The sequence below is a fragment of the Leptolyngbya sp. GB1-A1 genome (assembly GCF_039962475.1).
Classification (GTDB): Bacteria; Cyanobacteriota; Cyanobacteriia; order Elainellales; family Elainellaceae; genus Leptolyngbya_A.
In genome coordinates this window covers 1-23835 of sequence record NZ_JAMPLI010000016.1, presented here as the reverse complement: position 1 = coordinate 23835, position 23835 = coordinate 1, and the positions used below count along the sequence as shown (strand labels likewise).

General features: G+C 51.4%; 20 protein-coding genes. 7 read left to right on the top strand and 13 right to left on the bottom strand.

Annotated features, from left to right (window positions below; genetic code table 11):
• The first annotated feature begins 94 nt into the window (after positions 1-94).
• Positions 95-703 carry a G/U mismatch-specific DNA glycosylase gene (gene mug / locus NDI45_RS16145; RefSeq protein ID WP_242067596.1) on the top strand — a complete coding sequence of 203 codons (609 nt, stop codon included), beginning with the start codon at positions 95-97 and terminating at the stop codon, positions 701-703.
• Here the strand turns inward: mug and NDI45_RS16140 are convergent.
• Positions 637-2694: an amylo-alpha-1,6-glucosidase gene (locus NDI45_RS16140; protein ID WP_348247933.1), complete on the bottom strand. Its 2058-nt coding sequence runs from the start codon at positions 2692-2694 to the stop codon at positions 637-639. The genes mug and NDI45_RS16140 overlap by 67 nt on opposite strands.
• 424 nt (positions 2695-3118) lie before the next feature.
• On the opposite strand from NDI45_RS16140, the gene NDI45_RS16135 reads away from it, so the two are divergent.
• Positions 3119-3730 carry a peroxiredoxin gene (locus NDI45_RS16135; protein ID WP_348247932.1) on the top strand — a complete coding sequence of 204 codons (612 nt, stop codon included), beginning with the start codon at positions 3119-3121 and terminating at the stop codon, positions 3728-3730.
• Between the two features lie 146 nt (positions 3731-3876).
• On the opposite strand, the gene NDI45_RS16130 is transcribed toward NDI45_RS16135, so the two are convergent.
• From NDI45_RS16130 to NDI45_RS16080, 11 genes are all read right to left on the bottom strand, one after another.
• Positions 3877-4788, bottom strand: coding sequence for an aldo/keto reductase (locus NDI45_RS16130; RefSeq protein ID WP_348247931.1), 912 nt, complete (start codon positions 4786-4788; stop codon positions 3877-3879).
• 140 nt (positions 4789-4928) lie between these two features.
• Positions 4929-5417, bottom strand: coding sequence for a GNAT family N-acetyltransferase (locus tag NDI45_RS16125; RefSeq protein ID WP_348247930.1), 489 nt, complete (start codon positions 5415-5417; stop codon positions 4929-4931).
• 57 nt (positions 5418-5474) lie between these two features.
• On the bottom strand, positions 5475-5753 hold the full coding sequence (locus NDI45_RS16120; RefSeq protein ID WP_348247929.1) for a hypothetical protein: 279 nt from the start codon (positions 5751-5753) through the stop codon (positions 5475-5477).
• 54 nt (positions 5754-5807) lie between these two features.
• Positions 5808-7124, bottom strand: a complete 1317-nt coding sequence (locus NDI45_RS16115) for an AmpG family muropeptide MFS transporter (RefSeq protein ID WP_348247928.1) — start codon at positions 7122-7124, stop codon at positions 5808-5810.
• Positions 7125-7452: 328 nt separating this feature from the next.
• Positions 7453-7971, bottom strand: coding sequence for a GspH/FimT family pseudopilin (locus NDI45_RS16110; RefSeq protein ID WP_190791449.1), 519 nt, complete (start codon positions 7969-7971; stop codon positions 7453-7455).
• Between the two features lie 132 nt (positions 7972-8103).
• Positions 8104-9207 (bottom strand): prepilin-type N-terminal cleavage/methylation domain-containing protein, encoded by a 1104-nt coding sequence (locus tag NDI45_RS16105; protein ID WP_190791450.1) that lies wholly within the window; start codon positions 9205-9207, stop codon positions 8104-8106.
• A 49-nt stretch (positions 9208-9256) separates the two neighbouring features.
• Positions 9257-10096 carry a hypothetical protein gene (locus NDI45_RS16100; RefSeq protein WP_348247927.1) on the bottom strand — a complete coding sequence of 280 codons (840 nt, stop codon included), beginning with the start codon at positions 10094-10096 and terminating at the stop codon, positions 9257-9259.
• Between the two features lie 171 nt (positions 10097-10267).
• Positions 10268-15448 (bottom strand): hormogonium polysaccharide biosynthesis protein HpsA, encoded by a 5181-nt coding sequence (hpsA, locus tag NDI45_RS16095; RefSeq protein WP_348247926.1) that lies wholly within the window; start codon positions 15446-15448, stop codon positions 10268-10270.
• 673 nt (positions 15449-16121) lie between these two features.
• Positions 16122-16358 (bottom strand): 50S ribosomal protein L28, encoded by a 237-nt coding sequence (gene rpmB / locus NDI45_RS16090; RefSeq protein ID WP_190790950.1) that lies wholly within the window; start codon positions 16356-16358, stop codon positions 16122-16124.
• A 128-nt stretch (positions 16359-16486) separates the two neighbouring features.
• The gene (gene htpG / locus NDI45_RS16085) at positions 16487-18466 is read right to left on the bottom strand and encodes a molecular chaperone HtpG (RefSeq protein WP_190790951.1); all 1980 of its coding nucleotides are present in this window, start codon (positions 18464-18466) and stop codon (positions 16487-16489) included.
• A gap of 165 nt (positions 18467-18631) precedes the next feature.
• On the bottom strand, positions 18632-18826 hold the full coding sequence (locus NDI45_RS16080) for a hypothetical protein (RefSeq protein WP_190790952.1): 195 nt from the start codon (positions 18824-18826) through the stop codon (positions 18632-18634).
• A 453-nt stretch (positions 18827-19279) separates the two neighbouring features.
• Between NDI45_RS16080 and NDI45_RS16075 the strand changes: the two genes are divergently transcribed.
• Complete coding sequence (locus tag NDI45_RS16075; protein WP_348247925.1) at positions 19280-19645, top strand: ASCH domain-containing protein; 366 nt, start codon at positions 19280-19282, stop codon at positions 19643-19645.
• A gap of 159 nt (positions 19646-19804) precedes the next feature.
• On the opposite strand, the gene NDI45_RS16070 is transcribed toward NDI45_RS16075, so the two are convergent.
• On the bottom strand, positions 19805-20683 hold the full coding sequence (locus tag NDI45_RS16070; protein ID WP_348247924.1) for an aldo/keto reductase: 879 nt from the start codon (positions 20681-20683) through the stop codon (positions 19805-19807).
• Positions 20684-20818: 135 nt separating this feature from the next.
• Between NDI45_RS16070 and NDI45_RS16065 the strand changes: the two genes are divergently transcribed.
• The 4 genes from NDI45_RS16065 to NDI45_RS16050 all read left to right on the top strand — a co-directional run bounded on the left by NDI45_RS16065 (position 20819) and on the right by NDI45_RS16050 (position 23488).
• Positions 20819-21355, top strand: coding sequence for a GNAT family N-acetyltransferase (locus NDI45_RS16065; protein WP_348247988.1), 537 nt, complete (start codon positions 20819-20821; stop codon positions 21353-21355).
• 238 nt (positions 21356-21593) lie between these two features.
• Positions 21594-22133 carry a cold shock domain-containing protein gene (locus NDI45_RS16060; RefSeq protein WP_348247923.1) on the top strand — a complete coding sequence of 180 codons (540 nt, stop codon included), beginning with the start codon at positions 21594-21596 and terminating at the stop codon, positions 22131-22133.
• A gap of 215 nt (positions 22134-22348) precedes the next feature.
• On the top strand, positions 22349-22573 hold the full coding sequence (locus NDI45_RS16055) for a hypothetical protein (protein ID WP_348247922.1): 225 nt from the start codon (positions 22349-22351) through the stop codon (positions 22571-22573).
• Positions 22574-22927: 354 nt separating this feature from the next.
• The gene (locus NDI45_RS16050; protein ID WP_348247921.1) at positions 22928-23488 is read left to right on the top strand and encodes a GNAT family N-acetyltransferase; all 561 of its coding nucleotides are present in this window, start codon (positions 22928-22930) and stop codon (positions 23486-23488) included.
• The last annotated feature ends 347 nt before the right edge of the window (positions 23489-23835 follow it).

The window sequence follows — 23835 nt, the reverse complement described above, 5'->3', positions numbered from 1 at the left end:
TCCTGAGCAGCGTAGCAATTAGCATCAATCGATCGTAATCCGCAGTTTAATCTTGCAGCGAAATCTTCATCATCTACCGCATGGCAATTACAGCATGACAATGCAGCGCCCAATTAAGCCCACCAAAGTTAAGCCCACCAAAGCCGATATCCAGGCTGCCTACAATTCCACCGTATCCGATATTATTGACCATCATTTGAGCGTTCTGTTTTGCGGCATCAATCCCAGCCTTTACAGTGCTGTGGTGGGGCATCACTTTGCGCGTCCTGGCAATCGCTTCTGGAAAACGCTGCATCAGGCAGGTTTTACCGATCGCCTCTTTTCCCCAGATGAAGATCGGGATTTGCTGAAACTGGGCTACGGCATTACCAACTTGGTCGATCGTGCAACGGCACGGGCAGATGAAGTCGCAGCCGCAGAATTTGTCGCAGCGCAGCAGGCTCTAGCCGAAAAGCTGCACACCTACCGTCCGCGCTGTCTAGCGGTGTTGGGTGTGAGTGCCTATCGCTTAGCCTTTCAGCAGCCCAAGGCAAAAATGGGGCAGCAGCCTGAACACTGGCACGGGGCGATGGTCTGGATTTTGCCGAATCCAAGTGGCTTAAACGCCCACTATCAGCTTCAGGACTTAGCCGAGGCTTATCGATCGCTGCGGCTGGCAATCTCCTCCCAATGCCTCAACAACTCCGCCACCGACCAGGCTTGAGCGATCGCCCCACGTGGCAAATGCGGCGGGTCGCCGTCAAACACTTCAGAAATAAACCCCAAGCCTGCCTGCTGCTGAAAATGTTGCCATAACGGTTCTGGATCAAACGGAACAGCTTGACCCGGATAAAATCGCTGCCAGCCGCGCACAAACGCCCCAATGAGCCAGCTCCAGACCGTTCCCTGATGGTATGCCCGATCGCGCTGCCAGATGCCACCTTCGTATTTGCCTTCATAGCGGGGGTCTGCGGGGTCGAGCGATCGTAAGCCGTAGGGGGTCAAAAGCCGATCGCAGGCGGTTTGCATCACGGCTTGCCCGATCGCTGCATGAAAAGCGCAATGGCTGAGGGAAAGGGCGATCACTGCATTCGGGCGGATACTGGAATCGGGATAGTCGTCCGGCGAGATGCCATCAAATAGATAATTCTGCGCCGGATTCCAGAACTTTTGCAGCGATGCTTTCACTTGCTCTGCCTGTTGGCTGTAGCGGCGTGCCTGGTTTGCCAGCGTTCCCTGATCCAGATCAGACGCCGAATCGAACTTCTGAAGCTGCTCTGCCCATTTTGATGCCCAGCACAGCGCGGAATACCACAGAGCATTCACTTCGATCGGCTTACCCCGTCTTGGCGTCACAGGCTGATCGGCAACCAGAGCATCCATCCAGGTCAGGGCAATATTGGGCGCATCCCACGTCACCAGATTGTCTGAGGCATCGATGCGAATGTTGTGCAGCGTTCCTACCGTCAGTCCCTTATAAATCTTGCCGACCGTGGGGTACTGCTCTATTAGAAATGCCCAATCCTGCGTTGCTTCTAGATATTGCCCCAAGGCTTCAATCCACCACAACCCCACATCCATATTGGTGTAGGACAGTGCGTCTTCGTCAGCAAACCGATTGGGAATCAAACCTCGATCGCAGTAGTCGCTGCAAGTCCGCAGCAAATCCTTTGCTAATTCATGACGTTGAGGCGTAAGTGCGATTCCTGGCAGGGCAATCAGCGTATCGCGCCCCCATTCGTTAAACCAGGGGTAGCCCGCGATCAGGGTAGGACGATTTTTGACTGCTTGATATACGATGAAGCGATCGCTCGCCTGAAGGAGCTGGGACGGCACGGTTCGCTTTTGATTGTGCGATCGATTCTGAGATAGTGCAAATACGGTCTTTAATCGCTCCTTCTCGGCAGCAATGGTTTGATCAAACGTGGTTTCATCTAGCGTTGCTCGTCCCTGATAGCGATCGAAGTCTCGCACTCTTGCCTCGATCGTCACGGATGCTCCAGATTGAAGCGGAACCGTCAGCACTCCAGGACTGTAGAGATCTTCCTGATCGGCGAGTCCTCGTTTCGTTTCTTCTGGATAGCGATAGCCCCAGTACCATATTCCATCAGCCTGATAAGTGCCCGTTGTCCAGGAAAGCTGCCAGGAAATTCCGGTTCGGGTCGGCGTTTTGGCTTGCAGTAAGAGCCGATTTGACTCGACAAGCTGAGCAAACTCCAGCTCAGGCTGCTGTTGCTGCTGATAGTGCAGCCCCCGATCGGCAATCAAGGGACGCAGGGAAAGCAGGGCAGGCTGATTGCCTTCATAGCGATAGTGAATCAGCGTTCGGGTTTTGAGTCTAGGCGGCTCATCGTTTTGGGGAGACAGCACTCCGTAGGGCATCACCAGGCGACGCTGAAGCTGCCAGTGCTCCTGTCCCCAAATCCAGGCGGGAACCGGATCAACCGTGAACGATCGCAGTAGCCGATCGCCCTGCGGAGAAATCGCGCCGCTAATCCAGAAATTCACGCCGAGCTGCAATCGCTGTCCGCCAATTTCGATCGCTGCATCAATCCGCGACAGCAGTAGCGTTCGCCGACCGGGAGGCTCCAGAGCCGCCATTAGCCAGCCATGATAAGTGCGGGTATGGGCATCGCAGACTGTTCCGCAAGCAAAGCTACCGATGCCGTTGGTGAGCAGCCACTCGCGGGTATCTCGCTCATCGATTCGATCCAATCCGGTCTCCTTAGGATAGTGGGTATTTCTATCCTACGTGGAGAAGTTTAAAGGTGAGGCAGGGAGTGAGTAGGTCTAGGAATGGATAAGGAGATGAGGAGTGCATAAGGGAAACTGCTTTGGGGCGGGATACTCAAAATCGTTATGAGTATGATATAGTCGTAACAGATTGTAATGACGCTCGAGCGCAGGCTTGAATCTCTGAAGCTTTTTGTAAAAGTTTTGATCAAAGATTCTCTGTCTTTCCCGTCATTTGAATTGTGGCCCAAGTCCACCTAACCCTAAGTCACCTGAATTATCCTGAAATCGCTCTGCACCGAGTGACCTGAACAAATTTTAGGACACGGTTCGGTGAAGAGTTCATCGGGTTCATGTTCGTTAGACGCACTGAGACGCATTAAGACGCATTTAAGGAGAGTAATTCATGACCTTGACCTACAGCATGGAAGGATGCCTCCGAGTTGGTCAGCCTGCCCCTGAGTTCACGGCAACGGCTGTGTACGATCAGGAATTCAAGACAATCAAATTATCTGACTATCGCGGCAAATACGTCGTGCTGTTCTTCTACCCGCTCGATTTCACGTTTGTTTGCCCAACCGAAATTACGGCGTTCAGCGATCGGTATGATGAGTTCAAGAGCATCAACACCGAAGTTCTAGGTGTATCGGTAGACAGCGAATTCTCTCACCTCGCATGGACGCAGACCGATCGTAAGGCTGGCGGTGTGGGTGATCTGAACTATCCGCTCGTCGCTGACATCAAAAAGCAAATCAGCGCAGCTTACAACGTGCTTGACCCGGAAGCAGGTGTGGCACTGCGCGGTCTGTTCATCATCGACCAAGACGGTGTGATTCAGCACGCCACGATCAACAACCTGGCCTTTGGTCGCAGTGTGGACGAAACCCTCCGCACACTGCAAGCGATTCAGCACGTTCAGTCTCACCCCGACGAAGTTTGCCCTGCCAACTGGAAGCCGGGTGAAGCCACGATGATTCCTGACCCCGTGAAGTCGAAGAATTTCTTCGCTGCGGTGTAGTCTGCATCAATCTGAAATCGCGATCGTATTTTTAGGTCGATCGGGATTTGGATTTTTGAATAATTCTCAGTAGTTCTGAGTAACTCTATTAAGTGTGGTGGGTAACCCTGCCACGCTTTTTATTTTTATGTCTTATTTTGGTGTAGTTATGGGACTTCGGCTCCAGTTGAAGCAGTCCAGATGGTAAACCACTGCTCTCGCGTTAGCCGTAATTGTTCAGCCGCGACTGCTGCCTGAATGTGATCGAGCTTACCGGTTCCCAGAATTGGAATGATCCGGGCGGGGTGGGTTAACAGCCAGGCAAAGGCGACCTGATCGATCGTGGCTCCGCCGAACTGTTCGCCAATATGTTGCAGTGCCGTTTGAATTCGCTGAGTGCGATCGTCTTTAGGTTGAAACAAACGACCTCCTGCCAGCGGCGACCAGGCCATTGGTGCGATCCGCAACTGCTGACACTGATCCAGCGTTCCGTTCATGAAGGGTTCTAGATGGAGCACCGAAATTTCGATTTGATTCGTAACCAGGGGAAACGGCAACCGCGAAGCCAGCAGATTAAACTGATTGGGCGTGAAATTCGACACACCAAAATAACGCACTTTCCCAGCTTGCTTTAGATCGATAAATGCCTGGGCAACTTCATCCGCATCCATCAGCGGGTCAGGACGATGGATTAGCAAAACGTCCAGATAATCTGTGTGGAGCTGCTTCAGGGAGTTGTCTACAGAAGCATGGATATGGGTAGCACTCGTATCGTAATCGTGCATCTGATGCTGAGGACGGCGATCGGACACAAGCCGAATTCCGCATTTATCAATGATTTGGATTTGCTCTCTTAACGCTGGATCTTCTGCCAGAGCTGCCCCAAACAGACCTTCGCAGGTGTAGTCGCCGTAGATATCAGCATGATCAAAGCTCGTGATGCCCCATTCTACAAGGCGATCAATCAGTTCCCGAATCTGAGCCGTAGTCATCTGCCATTCCGCCATGCGCCAAACGCCGAAGATCAAACGCGAGCAAAGGGGTTCTGAGCCATGAAGCGGAAGTTGTGTGAGGGGCATGAGGGGGTGGGAAATGAGAAAGTAGGGGGGGAATGCAGGGCAGGGTGCGTATGGTGAGGCCGTTTGGCGATAAATAATTGAGTTCTATTCCGGTTTCAGTCTTATGTCTATGTCTGATGCCTACGTCTTATATTTGAGTCTTATTCTGAAAATTGCTTCACCATAAACACCGACTGCGGCTGATAGCCCAATTTCTCGTAGAGTCGCAGCGCAGCCTGATTTTGCACAAACACCTGTAGACCAACCTGGCGATCGCCTCTTTCACGCGCCCAATCTTCTGCTTTTTGCATCAGGGCAGTTCCAATTCCCCGGTGTCGATAATCGGGATGAACGTACAGCAGAAAAATATAGGGATATCGATCACCCTCAATTTGATCGATCGCGGTTCCCATCCAGAGACAGGCGATGGGAGTTGAGGGAGTTGAGGAAAGAGAGGAAAAAGACGATGCAGTATGTTCGATCCAGAATAGCGGCGTTTCTGCAGAAAGATATTGCTCGACGGTGTGCGAGAGGTGCGCGAATCCATTCCCAGGAAAGAGTTCCTGATAAGTGCGCTGCATAAATTTGACCAGCAGGGCGCGATCGAGCCCTGAGCCAGAACGCAACCGATAGCCGGATGGCAAGTTCACCCGCTGACCTCGCAAGCAAAACGGCTACTCATGACCCAAACTTTGCTCCGAATCTTACTACATTGCGCCATCCACAGACGGAAAACCGCGAACGAGCGTTTCCAGAGTGGGCGGCAGATCGGCAACGCCAACATCCGTTGTGGAAGAAAGGGCAGGAGAAACGATCGCTGCGTCAGCGGTTTTTGTGGGTGAAGCGCCTTCTGGGCGGACTTCTTCGATGGGGGCAGGAGCCGCCAGGTCAGACGGTAAAAAGATACGAGCACTGACGGCAATCAGAGCTACAAAGAAAATTAGAACAACAATGAGCGGGGCAATATATTGACGAAAAATGGCCATGCTTGGGAACAGCAGCGATAAGGATTGAGCCGCAAAAAGCTTGATATTTCTATCCTACAACTGCGATCGATCTTCTTCGTCTGTCTCCAGTTCAGAATTATAAGACCCTGGAGGGTTCGCCAATGCGGGCTTTTGATTCCAGGGAGCGCAAATTGGCAGCAGCAGCAGTCCGGGCAGAGCCGCTAGCAGGGTGAGCAAAAAGAAAGTAGACCAGCCTGTTGCTTGTGCCACGCTTCCGGCAGGCGCGACCAAAATATCCCGACTAACTGCCACCAAGCTCGACAGCAGCGCGTACTGAGTTGCCGAAAAGCGGTGATTGCACAAGCTAATTAAAAAGGCAACAAAGCCAGCCGTTCCCAGCCCACCGCAAAAATTCTCGATGTTAATTGCCAGCACCATTGCCGGATAGTTCTGCCCCAACTGTGCCAGGGCGAAATAGGCGAGGTTGCTGACTGCCTGAAAAATGCCAAAGACCCAGAGCGATCGATAAATGCCGATTTGCCCCAAGATTGCGCCCCCTGCCAGCGCACCCACGATCGTTGCCAACAGCCCCATTCCGCCTTGAATCGCGCCGATATCCGTCTGGCTAAATCCGGTTTGCAGCAAAAACGGCGTTGCCATGTTGCCCACTAATCCATCACCAAAGCGATATAGCACGATGAAGAGCAGAATTGTCAGTCCCATTCCCAGACCCGATCGCCGGAAGAATTCCTGAAAGGGCAGAATCACGGCATCGGCAAGCGTGGCAGGCGGACGATTTTCGCGCAGGGATGAATCAGGTTCAGGCGCAAACAGCGTAAAACCAATACAAATCGCCATCAGTCCGGCAAGGCACAAATACACTAGCTGCCAGGAAATCCGATCTGCCAGGATCAACGCTAGCGATCCGGTGAGCAGCAGCGCGATGCGATACCCCAATACGGCAACGGCGGCTCCGGCTCCGGTTTCCCGTTCTTCCAGCACATCGACTCGGTAGGCATCAACCGCGATATCCTGCGTCGCACTCAAAAAGGCAATCAGCAGCGCATTCAGGGCAAGCAACTGGAGGGTCTGTCGGGGGTTTTGCAGTGCCATCAAGCCGATCGCCAGCGTCAGCAAAACTTGGGAGACCAGCAGCCAGCCTCGTCTGCGTCCCAGAAACGGCGGCACATAGCGATCGAGCAGCGGTGACCAGAGAAACTTGAGCGAATAGGGCAGTGCCACCAGGCTAAATAAGCCGATCGCCTTCAAATCCACCTGTTCCATCGTCATCCAGGCTTGCAGGGTTCGACTGGTCAGAAACAGCGGCAGCCCAGAGGCAAATCCTAGCAGTAGCAGCGCGGCAATTTTGCGACTCTCAAAAACTTTTAGAAGCGATCGGGTTATGTGCACGAGTTCTTAACAGACACAGCATCGAAATTTAGACTGATGCCATCTTGCCACAGGTCAGCAGCACGTTAAAAGGATGATTAATAGCTGATGCCTAAGTGGTTGGAGCGAATTGGGAATTTGCAGGAAGTATGACGATCGCTGCATTGCTGCTACATCGATACTGCATTGATACAGCCTTGAGTCAAAATCTCTTCTTAGATAACTAAAACAGGAGGAGCGTATCTCAACTCTGAATCCGTTCTAAATCCGTAACGATCCTTTCCTTACGGTTGGGCTAGGACTGCTGGTTGCTCAAGAAATAGGTTTGGAAAAACCCAGCTGGAGCAAACTAGATCGAGTTGCAATCACTATTTTGAGCCGTTCGAAGTGTCCCCAGAAGTGTTGCAACAATTACACAGCGTTTTCGGTTGCTGTTTCCAGCCGAAGTCGCGGTAATAATCATATTTACGCCTTTTGTCACCGTTCCACGCGAATCAAATTCGACAACGTTATTGGGGGTAGTGCTGCTATTGCTCACTGCGAGTGACAGGATTCCAGGTCGAAGCTGAGCCTGGGTTGTTTCTTCGCCCAATCGTACTGGCGATCGGCTACCAACCTGGACAGTTGGAGGCGTTGCCGTCGGGTTAAAGGTCACCGTTTGCGATCGGCGCGTGCGGATTGCATCTGCCTGTGCCTGCCGCAGTGTTTGCAGGATTTCATTTTGCGCCGTGTCTGCCCGTCGGGAAGCGGCGAATCCTTGCCAGCTTGGTGCAGCAATTGCGGCGAGAATGCCAGACATCAGCACTGCGACAAGCAGCTCGACTATCGTAAATCCGGCTGGTGCAGTCTGCCTAAATTCATATTTCATCGTCTGTCTCCTGGTTTCTCGTGGTATCGCTTCAAGACGATAGACCTTCTTTTGCAAATCCTTGCCCTCTTTGTTGATCTCGCTCTCGCTGGTCTCTTTTTAGGGGCGAGGGTCTAATAAACGGAATCACTCCTAAGGTTGACGGGTTAGGACACCGCGCAGCAGTACTCTGGTCTCCAGTGTGGGCAGCAGTTCAGCTGATCGAGCGCTCAGAGCCGTGGAGATTCCAGGTCTGCCGACCGCACTACCGCGTAGATATAAAACGACATCCTGATATTCACCGACCGTTTGCAAGTTTTGGGTACCGGTTACTGTGGCTACTTCCTGGGTAGAAATGACGCAGGCATAGAAACTACGAGGCATTGGGGGCGAAGAAACACTGAGCATGGAGTCTGGCGGAGAGAGGCTGTAGGGTTTTCTTGCAGCTGTTCCGTCGTCACCAGGACAGCGAACGGTTGTGTTAAAGGTGGTTTGCCCGTCTACATAATCAACCAGCGTGTTAACCGTGCCTGAGGAAGCGGCAGGGCGACCTCCTGCAGCAGTTTGCAGGTTTACACCGCCCATGGAAGGCCACGTTGCAAAATTTCCTTCATCGCCAGGGTTGACATAGCCAGATGTAATGGTTGTGCTATTCCCTTCAAACTGAGTTAATGCATAGCGCGTAATTCTCGCTCCTCCTCGCCAGGGAGTCCCTGAAGCAGGTCTTCGTTCGAGCGAATAAACCACTAACGCGTAGGACTGACCTGACATACAGCCCACTCCAGCGGGTGGATTGGCAGAAACACAGGCAGCTTTAACGGCATCCGGGAAAGGCTGATATTTCCAGAATGCAAGAATCGGCACCTTCCCTGACTCAGTGAGGGATGCAGGCAAATGCTGGGTCAGGGTTGGCATATATTCGCCGGTGTAAACGAAGACGGCTTCTCGAAGTTCATTGCTGATGTAGTCCATTGCAAGCTGCATTTCGCGCTGCGTTTCCGTGCGGGCTGACTCGCGCTGATCGGCTTGCATAAGCTGCACCACAATAAACATCAAGCCGGAGACCAGACCGCCACCGATCACGGCAACGACAAGCAGTTCCAGCAGTGTAAATCCTCGGTTGCTCGGTGTTGCTGCGATCGGAAGCAATTTCCCCTGGGGGGTCATCGACTTTGCCCGACTCGAATTGATTTGCTCTGGCTTTGCCTGAGGAATCAGCAGGCGTTTGAGCCGCGATAGAAGGAAGCGTCTAGCCATAGGGGTTGGGTACTCTAAGGATGCACGGAGTTATCAGAAACATTGAGCGTCAGGGAGAACCCGCCGGAAATACGCTAGAACAGGACGCAATTCTTTGGCGATCGGCTTGGGAAAAGAAGCTGCACAGCGAGGTTCTTTCTTCGGTCCAGACTAGCTTTGTGTAGAAAGCGGCGAGGGGACGTTTGCGGAGAGTGCCGCTGGTGAGCTGAAGTTGGGCAGGCTCGGTTCTCAGGTCGTTGGGTAACGTGAGCGCATTGCGGGATGCTTGCGGCGAAAAGTTTTCAGCTGCCTGAATCGGGTAAACCCGGATGCCAATATCAAACTCTGAGGGGCGCGACTGCTGACCTGTTGCTCCTTCTGATCTGGAAACTAAGCCAGGGGTACGAAAAATTTGCATTAGATACTCCGGCACGCAGTCGCCATCGACATCAATGGGCAACGCCGCATTGACGGCAACCGCAGGGGGAGATGAGTTTGGGTCAAACCGATTCGAGCATTCTGTTCCGGTCGGGTTCAGGCTTCGTAGCCGTGCATCGATCTGAGTCGGTGCAGCCACACTTGCCAGAGTTCCTGCCGTTGCTCCAGCCACTGACGCAGGGAGGCTTGCCGGAGCGTGCTGCCCCGTTGAAACCAGTGCCCGGATGCGATCGACCTCACCCTGAGCGACCTGGAGGGCTTGTTCTGCCCGGCGATTTTGGACTCGTGTAGCGGTGGCTAACACCAGTGGCGGGGCAACCATTGCGATCGTAATGACAATCAGCATGACTGCTACCAGGCATTCCATGATGGTTAAGCCTTGCTCAGACGCGGATCGGGAGACGATCGACGGTTGGCGACCCGATCGCCAGAGCAGAAACCAGATTAAACGGTGGGCAGGATGGGCAGACATAGACATCTCCTTGGCAGAACTCCTCCAGAACCATCAAACTCCAGAACAGGCAAATGCAGGACAAGCAAACTTTAGGACAAGCAAACTCTAGGACAGGCAAACGCAGATGGGCTTGAGGGAATGCCCTGCCGCAGGGGTTAGCAGCAAGGACATTCCATTGGGCGATCTTGCCTAGCTTGGGCGACAGCTATTTGGCGCGACGCATTGGCTCAAACGTGCAATATAGGGATCATCCGCCGGAGGCTCTGAGTAGAACTCGCTGCGAGTTGAGTCAGGCTGCTGGAATCGTTCGGCAACTGGAGCCGGAGGTCCGTATTGCAGTGCCGGATCATAACCCCAGCGGCGATCTGGAGCCTCGTAGTAGCAAATGTCTTCTGTGCTCGTATCATTCTGTGGACAACCAGCTCCCTGGGCAGGCGTGGCTCCCTGCTCCCAGGCATCCAGGTCAAACGGCGCAGTCGCATAGCTGCTGAAGTTGAGCTGAAGGAATGCTCCAGAGAAGAACAGGTCTTTGTCTTTCCACCACTCGATGAAGCGAGGGAAGTTGTGCAACCCCCCGTAGCCCTGGTTAGAGCGCGTCGGAACGAGACCTCCTACCACGATCGTGTTGATTCGTGTTGCGTTTGGCGCCTCGTTGATTGCCCGTCGTTGGCTCGTGCGATAAAAGCCGTCAGCTGCGCGGTATTCCCGGAAGCCGTCGTTCGCATTCCACTGAATGGGCATTCCACTGCGGCTAATCAAGAGGGGCGAATCCCCAATATCGGGGTTATTGCCAGATGCCAAATCTCGCAGAATCAGGGGATAGCTATCTGCAATGTTGGCAGTCACCCAGCGCGCCTGTTTCTGGGTGTTAGGCGGGTCAGCATTGGGCAGAACCGTCGGACGGTTTTGGTTCAGGAACGATGTGGTACGGGTACTGCATCCATAACGACCCTGTAGCGAAGAAGGTTCTACTTCCACTGTTCGACCACGCCGACCTGCGGTTGTCATCGCATCTTGGATACTGCCATCGCAGAACCTAGACGACAGGATCGTGACGGCATCTGCCACAACTTCGCTCGGTCGGAACTGGTCGGTTGTAGACTTCGCAAAGTTTTCGTTTAAGGTTCCGTTTGCCCCACCGGAGCCACGCTGGTAGAAGTTACCGTAGTTCGCTGCCAGGGGAGCCGTAAACTCTTCGAGAGCAGCGGGGGCTGCATCAAAGGTGCGGTGCAGGTTGAAGTCGCCCAGAATGTAGGCAGGGTTGGCTGTCACAAAGGAGAGGCCCCGCCACAGGTTGTTTTCATTGGCAGCAGCTCCGCCCCTGACCAGAGAGATGCCCTGCTTTAAGCGGAACCCGTACGGACGACGATCGGGATCAGGCAGGTAATCCACAGGTTTTGGCGTGATCCGGTTGGCAGCGTTCAGAGGGGGGTCGGTTGAAGCATAGGCATCGGCGTAGGTATTCATCTGGCAGGTCGCGGTCGTCTGCATACGCGCTTCGGTATTGCAGCTGCTCCAGCGATTGCTAGCCGGACGAACAATATTTGCCTCAGATACTGAATCTTCTCGGAAGGCGTACACAATACCGCTTCTGGGAAGCCAGTAGTCAGAGCCCACGCTGCTTTGGCTATTCCGCATCAGGTCGAGGTCGAGATCCAGGCTTCTGACCGTCATCATTTCCCGTCCGTTAAAGAAGGCATGATCCTTAAACATGACGGGGAACATTGCGCCAGGCGTGTTATTTGCGCCAGTCGCGCTAGTCAGCTGGAGCAGGCGAGGATAGTTTGCGTTGTTGGAGCTTTCTGCCGGGAAGGAGCAGGACACCGAGCAAACCTTAATCCAGTTACGGGCGTTGCCGTTGGGTGTACGACCATCCGTTACCCCAGTGACACTATCCGATAGCCCAGCACCTGTAGGCAGCAGCCAATCCTGCCCCGCCATAATCGTTCCCGTCGATCGATCGCGGAGTGCCCCACCCAGAGCAGTATGGCTGGCATTGGGCATTGGCAATCTGCGAGGACGCAGGGCAACATTCTCAGGACGCACCACGTTATAGGTCACCGTGGAATTCTGCAGTGAGATATAGGTTCCTCTGGTGCTCCGGTCTTCTGAGTCACGGACATAGAGGTCGTTTTCACTGCCTGCAATTCCCTGGTAGTCAGGATGGGAGATAAAGTCGTCTGTTCCAGCACCGTCAAGGGCTGCGGCAACCGTTGGGGCAGGGGTCGGATTGGTATCACTGGTTCCCGCAGGAAAGAGCGAATAGAGAATGGGATAGCGAGGACGATAGGAACAGAGATTGAAAAGCGCATCCTTGGGCGTGGTGTCGGTGGCAATGGCATTCCAGGCTTGGCATTGCCCTAATGGAGCCTGTGCTAATACCCGCTCTGTTATGTTTCCTCCTTCTGCTTCTGTGTTTTCCCCATAGGTACCGTAAAAGCCAAACTGTCGATCGCGGGCAACTTGCTCCTTCGTAATAATGAGCTGAGCCAGGTAGATCTGGTCTTGGATAACCCGGCGGGCTGCCACATTTCCAGCACCCGGATCGTCGCGCCAGCGTTCTAACAGACGCACGTAGAACTCTGGATTGCTGTTACGGTCCAAGTCGGTCATGAACTGTCGCTCAGTACTGCTCATCAGTGCCAGATCCCTGAGAATGCGGCTGCCTGAAACTGAATCAGGCAGGGCTAAGTTTAAGGCTGGGTTGGCACTGCGAACCTTTTCGTTAATCTCACGCGCAGCCACCTCAGTCTCAGCATCAATCATCAGGTTAATCAGGCGAATGCGTCCCCGCAGACCAGAGAAGTACGTGACGATTTGATCATTCGTCAGGCTGGAGAAGTTATTACCTGTGATTTCGGCACGATCTGGGGGAAGAGGGCTGCCCAGTAGTCGTAGGGTAGGACTTCCGGGTAATGGAATGGCTTCCAGGGTAGCGTAATCAAGCTTTTCCAGGTAATCGACGTTGTATGCCAGCATTCCCAGGGTGCAGGCAGCGGTGTGGAGCGTTGTCTTATCAGCAGGACTCAGGGAAGCATAACCACGACTTCCATAGATAGCCAGGACTCTCCGCAGCATCGAGAAATCACCCCACATCGCCATGCTGGGATAGGGATGGACTTCGTTTCGACCTACTTGCGTTGCTGGAGGTTGGAAAGAGGGCGCACCACCGTTGGGATCGCCTGCAAAGTTCGCCAGATTTTTCAGAGCAGTGATCAGGCTACTGTTAGGGTTAGTAAACTCGTCCAGCCTGGGCGTTTCAAACTCCCAGCCATTTGTACCGCGACCCCGGAAGAAATCGCTAATCACCATTGGGTTTGCCTGATCGCTGTACCCAGGAATGGCTGCCGTTCCCTGAAGAGGAGCCGCTAAATTTTCAAATATTGAACTTCTATCCAGGGTTCCAGCGGTTCCCGGATGCACCGTGGTGGCAATACAAGCCAGGGGAAAGTCGCGACCCGTTTGCGCACTGGCATGGTAGACCGCAGTTGCCTGAACCGCAGGCAGATTATCGAACAGGGTGCGTCGCTGTCGCTGTTCGTTGCAGCGATTGGCTGCCGAGGAGCAACCTCCGGGCCAGGGGCGAAGCGGCTCTGATCCCGCACCCAGGGGATTACCGTCCGCTGAAAATCCACTTGCATCGGTGGGTCCGCCCCAGCCTGCCGCGTCGCCGAGTTCGAGCCGCTGCCCGACTACCAGCCGCAAACCTTCGAGCCTTGCCCGTCGTTCCCAGTAGCCATCAAGACCAACCTCTGAGTTTGCGCCGCCCTCAGGAGGATCAGCACTAATCAGATCCTGTCGATCGCTAGGGATGTCTTGCCCGATCGTGCTGCCGACGATCACTTGCTCAACTGGGAGGGGATTTTGGCGTCCGACTTTGGGCTTTGGACCAAGGCGATTATCCGCTCGGAAAATATCATCCAGGTAGGGTGTGGGCTGGGGCGATTGGATCAGTCTGCCTTGCGCACTATTGTTAAATATCCCATCCACCCAGCGTGTATCCGCAGCATTTTGAGGATTGCCATTGGTAATGCTGGCTCCACGAGAACGTGACTCGTCCTGAGTTTGCAGAACTACAGGTTCCAGCGTTAAGTCGGTGATTGAAGGCTGCGGCGAAACACGGGTGCGATCGACCGAATCGTTGTTCCTATCAAAGGTTTGATTTAACTGCGCCAGATCCGCATCAATTTTGACTGAACTGTTATCGGTGTCGTCTCTGGTAATGCCCAGAATGAACTGCCCAGCAAAGGTTTCTGTATTGGTGCTATTCAGATTGCGAGCAACGGTCAACTCCGACTTGTCAAAAATACAGGAGTTTGCCGAACTCACCAAAAAGCTGCGGAAGTTGTTTCCACCCAAAATAAAGCTGCCCTCGGTGTGCATCGCCCCGTTCCAGTTAAACGACGCACCCGGAAAGATCTCGAGGTCATTGCGGAACCAGGCAGCCCACTTAAAGCCCTGGGTTGCTTCCCGGTCTTGCTGAAACTCTAGCGTCGATACCGTTCCGTTTTGCGAATTCGGTACGACATAGGCATTGACCTGAAAATTCTTCCGCAGCCTGGTGCGGTTGTTAGGGTCAGGAAACCAGCCGTCGCCGTTTACAAGACTCAAGCCTGCCGCCCCTCCGTTAGAACGCTGGCAAGCCAGGTTTGCCTGGTTAGTATTACTGAGCGGTGCGTTTCGCACTTGCAGCCGTTCGGCACGATCCTCCAGGGCAGTCTGCCGGGAATCTTGTAGCGGATTGACAGGGGTGACGCCAGCCGCATTGTTTGCCGGAGCCGTCATGATAATGGAATAGAGAACGGTTGCATCGGTTACACCGTCACCGTTTGTATCGGCAGGATACTTCCAGGCGTTATCCCGTAAACGATCGCCGTCAATGTCGAGACGTTCTTCCCCTGGCAGCGTGTAGGGATCAGGAGCATTGGGATCAGATGGAAAGCGTTGAGGTCCGGGGGAACCTGCAATATTCCGCCCATCGTTGAGCATCATGCCAAGCAACTGTCGCTGGCTGGGAACGCCCCCTGCACGAGGATCACGAAGCGGATCAAACAAAAACTCTAGCTTTGCCCTTGCCCGATCGATCGCCGGAGTTGCGGCATTGTAAATAACCTGCTGTTGCCGTTCGCCGATCGTCTGCTGCGTCCGGGTATAAGTGCGATAGCCGATCGCGCCAACCGTCAGCGTGACGACCAGCAGCAGCAGTGCCGTGGTGGGCAGCACAAAACCTGCTTGAGGCTGAGGCTGTCTGCCAATCAAGAGCAACACACGCATGACCCAGCGCACGAAGCCTTTAATCCAGGTACGTGGCGATTTGATAAGGTGCTGCATCAGTTTAGGGATTGCCCTGATTTTCCGTGGGGTTGACATATCTGTCTGCCTGTTTTCTGCCTAGTCAGTGAGGTTCGAGAAAATGAGATTTTGACCTTTCAAAACTTCACATTTGAACCGTGTTTTTGGGATCAATCTTGCCAATCGGTCTCTGTAATCACCGTCTTAACAACTTCTAGCCGCTGGAACAACAGGAGAATCACGCGCAGGAAATTACAGGGAAACTCGAATTTGTTCAGAGTAAACAAGACATTATTAAACAAGTCTCAGTAAATTTATCGAGGGAAAAGGTCTGAAATGTCAACCAGAGTAAACCCTGCCCGGATCGTGCCTATTTGCGCCTATTGCCGCATAGGATACCCGCCCCAACTGGAGAAACGATCAAGCGCAGCCGCAGGTTTGAACCGCAACGCATTATAAAATCCGATGAAGCGATCGTCAGAGTCATGAAGATGAAGCCCAAATCATGAAGGCTCCTCTGATCACAGCCCTCAAGCACACGCCGCCGCAATCAGCAAAAAGATCAGCAAAATAAAAGAGACCTTTCTCACTAGGGCTTTTGCCTGAGAAAGATCTCTGAAATAGAAAGCTCGAAAAAATAGAATTTCTCGATTGAGAAGGTTTCGACAGCGAATTTTGATAGTCAATAACGCGATCGAAATGAATTCAATTAAGCGCAGCAAAACCCGATAAAAAGCGCAGAAAGCGGAATTTATAGCTTGCTGAGATCCAGTCCCAGTTCGCGGGCAACTGCATCTAAACCCCGGTTGTTGAGCGTTTTGATTGCTTTGGTCGAAAGACGCAGCTTGATAAACCGCTTTCCCCCTTCCCACCAGATGCGCTTTTCCTGAAGATTAACTTCCTGCAATTTCTTAGTGCGGCGGTGCGAGTGAGACACGGCGTAGGCGTTGTTTGCCTTTTTGCCAGTAATTTGACAGCGACGAGCCATAGGATTTGACCTGGTTATTTCGACTTCGATGGACACAATCCCTTAGTATAGCAGCAGTGCAGAGCATCGCAGCCGGATTGCAAGCGATCGAGCAGCTTCTCTCCCTGTCCTGCTCTGCGGCTACTTTACTACTGCGTCAGGCGGGTTAGCACCTGATTCGATCGCTCCACAAACGATTTCATGCCGTCTGCGTCAAAGCCCCTTTGCGCCATCAGTGCCAGATCGTAAACGTGCTGACAGATGAGCGTAGACAATTCGCCAGAGGGAGACTGACCGCCCGCCTGAAGGATCTTGCCCTGGTTGATCGTCAGCAGATTTTGGATCAGGGGGTGTGCGGTGTTGACCAGCAGCGTATGTTCTTCCGGGAACTCAGCAGTTTGCTGCGTCAGCAGGGCAGTCATTTCGCTCATACGGCGCAGCTCTTCGGGAAGAAGGACGATCGCTGGAGGAGCTGCTTCTGCATGGTCAGACTTGAGAGCCTCAGTGCGAATCGTTACCTTGGGCTTGCCTAACGCCTGCTGAAACAGCTCTTTGACCTGCTCACTGCGAGTTTTATTCGTCGTCGGGTCAACGATTTCGCTGGATTTCTCTTTATCAATCAGCGTTTCATCCAAGTCAGAATCAACGCGGGAAAACTTGACTTCGGGATGCTCGCGCTCCAGGAAGCTGATGAAGTGGGAATCGATGAACGAATCCATAAACAGCACTTCTAAGCCCTGGCTCTTGTGGAGTTCCACGTAAGTCGCCTGAGAGGCTGGGTCAGTGCAGTAGTAAACCCGATTTTCGTGGCGGGCTTTGTTGCGCTCCAGATAGTCTTTGAGCGTGGTGTAGAATTTGCCGTCCAGGCTGTCTGCTGCCTGCTCCTTTGGCTCAACGTCCTGCCACAAATCGCCCTCTGCCGACTGTACCTGAACCGCTGACGTATCGCTCTTCGGTGTCCCTTCAAACGTGGTGCGGAAGATCAGGATATCTTCGACCTGCTTTTTGAACTTGTCGTCGTTCATCGAGCCGAACTTGACAAAGGTTCCCAGGTCTTGCCAGCAGCGAATATACTGAGTCCGATCGTCCCGATAAAGCTCCTTGAGGCGATCGCCTACTTTCTTCGCAATGTAGTCGGCAATTCTGCGGACAGTGCGATCGTTCTGCAAAAAGCTACGGGAAACGTTGAGCGGGATATCGGAGCTGTCGATCACGCCGCGCAGGGGCAGCAGGAAGCGGGGAATCACTTCCTCGCAGTTGTCGCTCACAAACACCTGATTGCAGAACAGCTTGATCTGCCCCTTAGTGACATCTACATCCGGCTTCAGCTTCGGAAAATAGAGGATGCCGTTGACCACAAACGGATAGTCCGTATTCAGGTGTACCCAGAGCAATGGCTCTTCCTGGAACGGATACAGGTAGCGGTAAAACTCCAGATAGTCTTCCTGGGTGAGGCTGTTGGGCGACTCCTTCCAGGGAGCTTTTTGCTTGTTGGTCTGTTCGCCGTCCAGCTTGATCGGGAAGGGCATGAAATCACAGTAGGTTTTGACCAACTGCTGAATCCGATACGGCTCCAGATATTCTTTTTCTTCCTCCATCAAGGTCAGCGTTATTGTCGTGCCAACCGCCTGGCGATCGGACTGCGAAAGCTCAAACTGAGTCGAACCGTCGCAAGACCAGTGAACGGGCTGCGATCCTTCTTTGTAAGACAGCGTATCGATCTCAACCTGCGACGCCACCATAAAAGATGAATAGAAGCCCAGACCAAAGTGACCGATAATCGACTGATCGGTACTGTTCTTATATTTCTGGACGAACTCCTCTGCACTAGAGAAGGCGACCTGGTTGATGTATTTCTTCACCTCATCCGCCGTCATACCGATGCCGTTATCGGAAATCGACAGCGTGCCTTTCTCCTTATCAATGGCGATCGTAATTTCCGGTTCACCCGCGTCGCCCGTAAATTCCCCAGAGCGAGACACCATCCGCAGCTTTTGGATTGCATCTACTGCGTTGGAAATTAGCTCTCTCAGAAAAATCTCGTGGTCGGAGTAGAGCCATTTTTTGATGATCGGAAAAATATTTTCCGTATGGATGCTGATATTGCCCTGTTCCAGAATCGTGGTCATAGATTAGTGCCGCAGGGGTTACAAGTTACAAGTACAAACTTTTGCCAGTCCGATGATTCTCTAGACTAGGCGATCGTTCCCATTGTAATCATTCTGGTTGACCCTACTTGAAGGATTACGGATTCCCCTACCTTCTGCATCGGAGTTAGAGCGACAACAGCTACGCTACAGGGGAATGGTCTGAATGGTGATGAGAGCCCCGCGTTTGTAAAGCCGCATCACTCCGCCCGGTCGAACCTGAACGAGTGCCCTTAAGAGGGAGCTGCTGAGCATCACCGCATTCTCAGGCCCAGAAATCGTCAGACTCTCGTTTGATCGGGATTCGACCAGTTCCCTCAGTCCATCTTTAGGAAGGGTCATGGCTCTCTCAGTGGAGCGCAAGAAGCCATTCGCTCAACCTACCAATTTTCTTCGATCGCAATATTGAGGTTTGGGGCGATGCGAAGCAGTTCCCCCTTCGGGGTAATCGTCATTGATCAGAAACAGCCGTGGTCTAGGCTGTAATTCGATCGAAACACCCTTGATTCGGGCTAATTCCGTTTTTAAGATCTTAGGCAGAATATAAAATGTCGGGCTAATGTTCGATCGGAGCGATTAGACGGAATTTATTCAGCCTAATTGCCTCTACAGGGTAGATAGCCCGAACGAGTTCAGCCTAATTAATAGTTCGACCGCTAGGGTATCTGTTGAGTGGTGTATTAGTGTTGTCTGCCACAACTTGGTTTATATTGCTACGAGAAGACGAGGAAATCGTTAAATCTGCTTTGTTCATCTCCGTCTACACGACAGTTTCAAGGTACAGAAGTTCTAAGAATGCAAGAAAAGCGAATTCAGTTTGTTTCTGATAATTTAGCTGACCAAATTGTTCAAGGTCGTAAAACGGCAAGTTGTGTGTGGCTAGATCAGCTTGGTGATGAGGATGACTACAATCATGCATTGACAGTTGGTGAATACTACACTGTTTACAAGCTAGACAAAACACCAGCGTGCAAAATACGAATTCTTTGCCTGGAGTTATGCACGTGGAACAACATACCAGAAAGGCTCTGGCGGGGTGAAACTAATATGTCGGCAGAAGAGTTCCGAAGCGATCATGTTGAATATTTTAATCATCCCCCTGATGAGTTCGAGTTTGTAGCTTACTACTTTGAGCTTGTTGAACCGAATCAAGTAGTATGATGAGCGCAAATGCGGTCGAACACTTCGTTGGAGCGGACAGCCGGAGGATCTTGATATTGAGTTTAGGTTTGTTTACTGCCGCTCAACTTTGCCGTTGGGCTGCTTAAGTTATCGGTTGAGGCATGACCTAAAATCAATTGTGAGAGGAAATAGTTCGGTTCACATCCGATTTAGTAACTCAAGTTCATCAACAGTCAGTTTGATTGAGGTAGCCGCAGTATTTTCTTCTAGATGAGCGATTGCAGTAGTGCCTGGAATTAATACAATGTTTGGCGCACGACCCAGCATCCAAGCAAGCGCAACTTGGCTTGACTGAACACCGTGTTGTGTAGCAATATCTGCCAAAGCTCCTGTTGCATTGGCTAATGGTGCTCCTTGCCTCAGTGGGTGTGCTCCCAGTGAACCGTGGGGAATGAACATAATGTTATGCTGTGTGCAGTAATCTAGAGTCTCTTCACCACTACGGTCTGTTAAACTGAAGCGATTTTGCACAGCAGCGATCGCAATGATTTGACGGGCTTGCTCAATTTGGTCGATCGACACGTTGGATAAGCCAATATGCCGAATCTTGCCCTCTCGTTGCAGTTCTGCCAGCATTTCGATGGATTTTAGAAATGGCACATTGGGATCGGGTCGGTGCAGTTGATAAAGATCAATGCGATCAAGTTTAAGACGTTGCAAACTGGCTTCACAACCTCGTCGTAGATTTTCTGGATTACCGTTAGGTCGGATGTCGCTGGGAGATGTTTTAACAATACCGCCTTTAGTTGCAATCACAAGGTTCTTTGGATAGGGATGCAGTGCAGCAGCAATGAGTTCTTCATTAAAGCCAGGACCGTAGGCTTCAGCCGTGTCGATAAAATTCACACCCAGTTCAACAGCACGACGCAATAACGTTTTTCCGCCCTCCCAATCAGCATAAGCGCCAAAGTTCCCAGGTTGCCCGGTCAAACGCATTGCACCATAGCCCACTCGATTAACAGGTAAGCCGTCACTCATCGAATACGTGAGTGGAAGCGATTCAGAATTGGTTGTCATATCGCATCTCCATCAATGACTGTTGAATCATATCTAAGGAATCACCTTGGTATAGCGAAAGGCTTCAAACAATTTCAGAAACTCAGTGCTAAGTTGAATTTGTTGAGAGAAAACATAGAGCAGGGCATCAGAATAATGTCACATTTGCTTCGCACTGAACGTTTGAGTTTGCGCCCCTGTCAACTGAGCGATTTAGATGCTATACACCAGCTATGGACAGAGGCTGATGTCCGACGGTTTCTCTTCGACGACCGACAAATTACTAATGAGGAAGCAAAGTCATTTATCGAAACAAGTGTGATGAGCTTTGCTCGTTATGGCTATGGGATTTGGCTCTTTTTTGATCGTCAAAGCGATCAGGTAGCAGGGTTTTCAGGTCTGCTTCATTCATTACAAAGTTCACCAAGTCTAATTTTTGGCACACAGCCTCAACTTTGGGGACGGGGATATGCAAAGGAAGCTACACTCTCTGTACTTCACTACACATTTAATGTGCTTGGATTGAAGAAAGTAGAGGCAGATGTTGATGAGCCTAACATAGCTTCGATTCGAGTGCTTGAAGCGTTGGGGATGTCCCGAACTCGGAGAGCGATCATCAATGAGCATCCATTGCTTTATTATGAAATTCAAACTTGGAGAAGAGAAGCACCTGAGAAACTACCAGCAACCTAACCATCGCGCTGCACCGGAACGGATCAAATGATTGATTGAGTTGCAAAGTCTATCTGCGTCTGGTGAGCGCGAATGTTGGGCTGCTTCATATCCTTTTGGGGACGGTACAGCGAGGTTATCTATGAGTAGCAAAGGCTAATCTATTTTGAGGTTATCTGTATGATATTACTTTGAGAGTGTTGTTGAGGTGATCGCGTTTGGGAAAACTAAAAAATGGGTATTACCTTGAGGCTATTGCATGAAACCCGCACTACAGAAGGGGCAATTAACAACTTGGAAGGATGATAGAGGCTTTGGTTTCATCAAACCAGATAATGGTGGAAAAGAAGTTTTCTTACATATCAATGCTCTAAAAGGATCGGGTCGTCGTCCAAAGGTTGGAGACACGATTCTATATGAGCAAGTTGCAGAATCTGATGGAAAGATACGTGCTGCTAGAGCATTCATCCAAGGTGTTGTGTCTCAACCTTTGGCAACTAAAAGAAAAAACAGAAAAGGTGGATTACTCGAAACCATTGCTAGTGTCATCATTCTAGCTGCTATTACTCTGGTTACAATGCAGTTTAGTCGTAGCCGTTCTCCCTCGCCAATCACATCCATTACACAGCCAGGATGCATTATCAAAGGCAATATTTCAGTTGAAACAAGTAATAAGTTATATCATCTTCCGGGTATGGAGGATTATGAATCAACTGTTATCGATCCAGCAGGTAGCGAGAGGTGGTTTTGCTCAGAGTCAGAGGCGATCGCAAATGGTTGGCGTAAAGCACCAAGGTAGCTACAGCCGCCCAACACTTCATGACAGCGAACGGTCGAGAGCCGCTGGTGCTGAGTTCGAGTTTATCTGCCTCCGCTGCATTTTGCCGTTATGCGGCTACGCCTTGGGTGTAATCAGACATTCATTTGCTGAGATTCAAATTGAAATAAGGCTCTCAATTAGAGTGTCTTCTAAGATTGTTAATAATGTTCATGCTGCCGTTATGGAGGGTTTGAATGGAAGCCCTAAAATGCCCTGCTGATAAACACCCTAAAGATATTCTAGAGAAGTTGCTCGTTGAACTAATCCCCGGCAATTACAGTACATTTGGGCAAACCTGTGATTGGAAAGTCTCACGCGGTTTCTCTGAATACGATTATTCAGGTTGGGAAGCCATTGAGGAAGATTTTTTGCAGGAGTATATAAGAGTAGTATCAAAAATCCAAGAGGAATGGGGATAGCCCGACTTTAGGGGTAACCCTGAAAACGGAGGGTATCCAAAGTGGTTCCGAATTTGGGCGATTGAAATGTGTTATTGGATTAAAGAAGAAGGAATTGCATATGTTGCCTTCCATAGAGAAGACCGGGAACTTCCCTACTGCATTACCCTCGGAGCAATCTCAGAAGATTCAATTGAAGAAATCAGTGAACTAGGTTTAGATAGATAAGAACTTGGGCTTGCGCCATCGGCTGAATACCCACTATGAACCGTATAACAATTCCCATGCACACTAACCGCTAAAAGGTTGTCTGTCAAATGTAAAAAATTCTCTGGAGCGGGTGATGGGAACTGTTAGCTGTCAAGGAGGATATCGATGATCTCTCCACCTCTACCCACACAACAGATTGATACAGCACGATTGCGAATTCGCAGATTCACTCGCGAAGATATTGAGTTGTTCATCAGCTTTATGACGGATTGCGAGTCCACGGCATTTCTTCCCTTTGCCCAGGAGCAGAAGAGCAGAGAGGGAGCCAAGCAACTTGTTGAGTCCACCATCGAGTCATATAGCTCTGCACATCCCATGCTTGCCTTTGCGGTCGAAGAACAGATGACCAGACAGTTTGTGGGGTTCTGTGGCTTGAATCCGCACGACGAAGAGACGATAGAGATAATGTACGCAGTGATGCCGAGCGCGAGACAGCAAGGGTATGCAACGGAGATCGCTACCGCACTTGCTCGTTACTCCCTTGATGAACTTGGCTATCGTCGAGTGATCGCTTTGATTGTGCCAGCTAATCAGTATTCAAAGATCGTCGCTGCGCGGGTGGGGTTCAAGGATGGCGGCTTAGTCAGCAATGCAAGCTTTGCAGAGAAAGTGCATCAGTTCATCCTCGAACAGGAGCCAGCTAACACAGTAGTGGAGCGAACGTGAAGAGCCTTTGCGCTTCGTTTCAATGTTGTTTGTCACCGCTCACTTTAGCCATTAGCTTGCAAGTTCTTATGGAGATGCCCGAGCACGAGGTTTGGTTGAGATAGGTTTAGGAATTTTTGATAGGGCAAATTATCTGAAAATACCCGCAAGGCTACTACAACACTTAGAACCTATTTCAGATACTGAAAGAGCTTATCAATGTGCTGTAAGTTAGACCGTAAAAGTGCATTACTAATACGGAATCCGGATAGTAAAGTAACACTATTTTATGCCTGCCTCCACCAGTGAAATAGCGTGTGCTGACGAATGACTTCCGGCATGGCTGCAAGGATGTTACAACGAGAGGC

What these genes read in the sequence shown, in the direction of transcription:
- NDI45_RS16055 (WP_348247922.1), top strand. Translation starts at nt 22,349, where the DNA reads ATGGAAGCCCTAAAATGCCCTGCTGATAAACACCCTAAAGATATTCTA.
- htpG (WP_190790951.1), bottom strand. Translation starts at nt 18,466, where the DNA reads ATGACCACGATTCTGGAACAGGGCAATATCAGCATCCATACGGAAAAT.
- NDI45_RS16080 (WP_190790952.1), bottom strand. Translation starts at nt 18,826, where the DNA reads ATGACCCTTCCTAAAGATGGACTGAGGGAACTGGTCGAATCCCGATCA.
- NDI45_RS16060 (WP_348247923.1), top strand. Translation starts at nt 21,594, where the DNA reads ATGAAACCCGCACTACAGAAGGGGCAATTAACAACTTGGAAGGATGAT.
- NDI45_RS16100 (WP_348247927.1), bottom strand. Translation starts at nt 10,096, where the DNA reads ATGTCTGCCCATCCTGCCCACCGTTTAATCTGGTTTCTGCTCTGGCGA.
- NDI45_RS16110 (WP_190791449.1), bottom strand. Translation starts at nt 7,971, where the DNA reads ATGAAATATGAATTTAGGCAGACTGCACCAGCCGGATTTACGATAGTC.
- rpmB (WP_190790950.1), bottom strand. Translation starts at nt 16,358, where the DNA reads ATGGCTCGTCGCTGTCAAATTACTGGCAAAAAGGCAAACAACGCCTAC.
- NDI45_RS16120 (WP_348247929.1), bottom strand. Translation starts at nt 5,753, where the DNA reads ATGGCCATTTTTCGTCAATATATTGCCCCGCTCATTGTTGTTCTAATT.
- NDI45_RS16070 (WP_348247924.1), bottom strand. Translation starts at nt 20,683, where the DNA reads ATGACAACCAATTCTGAATCGCTTCCACTCACGTATTCGATGAGTGAC.
- NDI45_RS16135 (WP_348247932.1), top strand. Translation starts at nt 3,119, where the DNA reads ATGACCTTGACCTACAGCATGGAAGGATGCCTCCGAGTTGGTCAGCCT.
- mug (WP_242067596.1), top strand. Translation starts at nt 95, where the DNA reads ATGACAATGCAGCGCCCAATTAAGCCCACCAAAGTTAAGCCCACCAAA.
- NDI45_RS16105 (WP_190791450.1), bottom strand. Translation starts at nt 9,207, where the DNA reads ATGGCTAGACGCTTCCTTCTATCGCGGCTCAAACGCCTGCTGATTCCT.
- NDI45_RS16050 (WP_348247921.1), top strand. Translation starts at nt 22,928, where the DNA reads ATGATCTCTCCACCTCTACCCACACAACAGATTGATACAGCACGATTG.
- NDI45_RS16075 (WP_348247925.1), top strand. Translation starts at nt 19,280, where the DNA reads ATGCAAGAAAAGCGAATTCAGTTTGTTTCTGATAATTTAGCTGACCAA.
- NDI45_RS16130 (WP_348247931.1), bottom strand. Translation starts at nt 4,788, where the DNA reads ATGCCCCTCACACAACTTCCGCTTCATGGCTCAGAACCCCTTTGCTCG.
- hpsA (WP_348247926.1), bottom strand. Translation starts at nt 15,448, where the DNA reads ATGTCAACCCCACGGAAAATCAGGGCAATCCCTAAACTGATGCAGCAC.
- NDI45_RS16065 (WP_348247988.1), top strand. Translation starts at nt 20,819, where the DNA reads ATGTCACATTTGCTTCGCACTGAACGTTTGAGTTTGCGCCCCTGTCAA.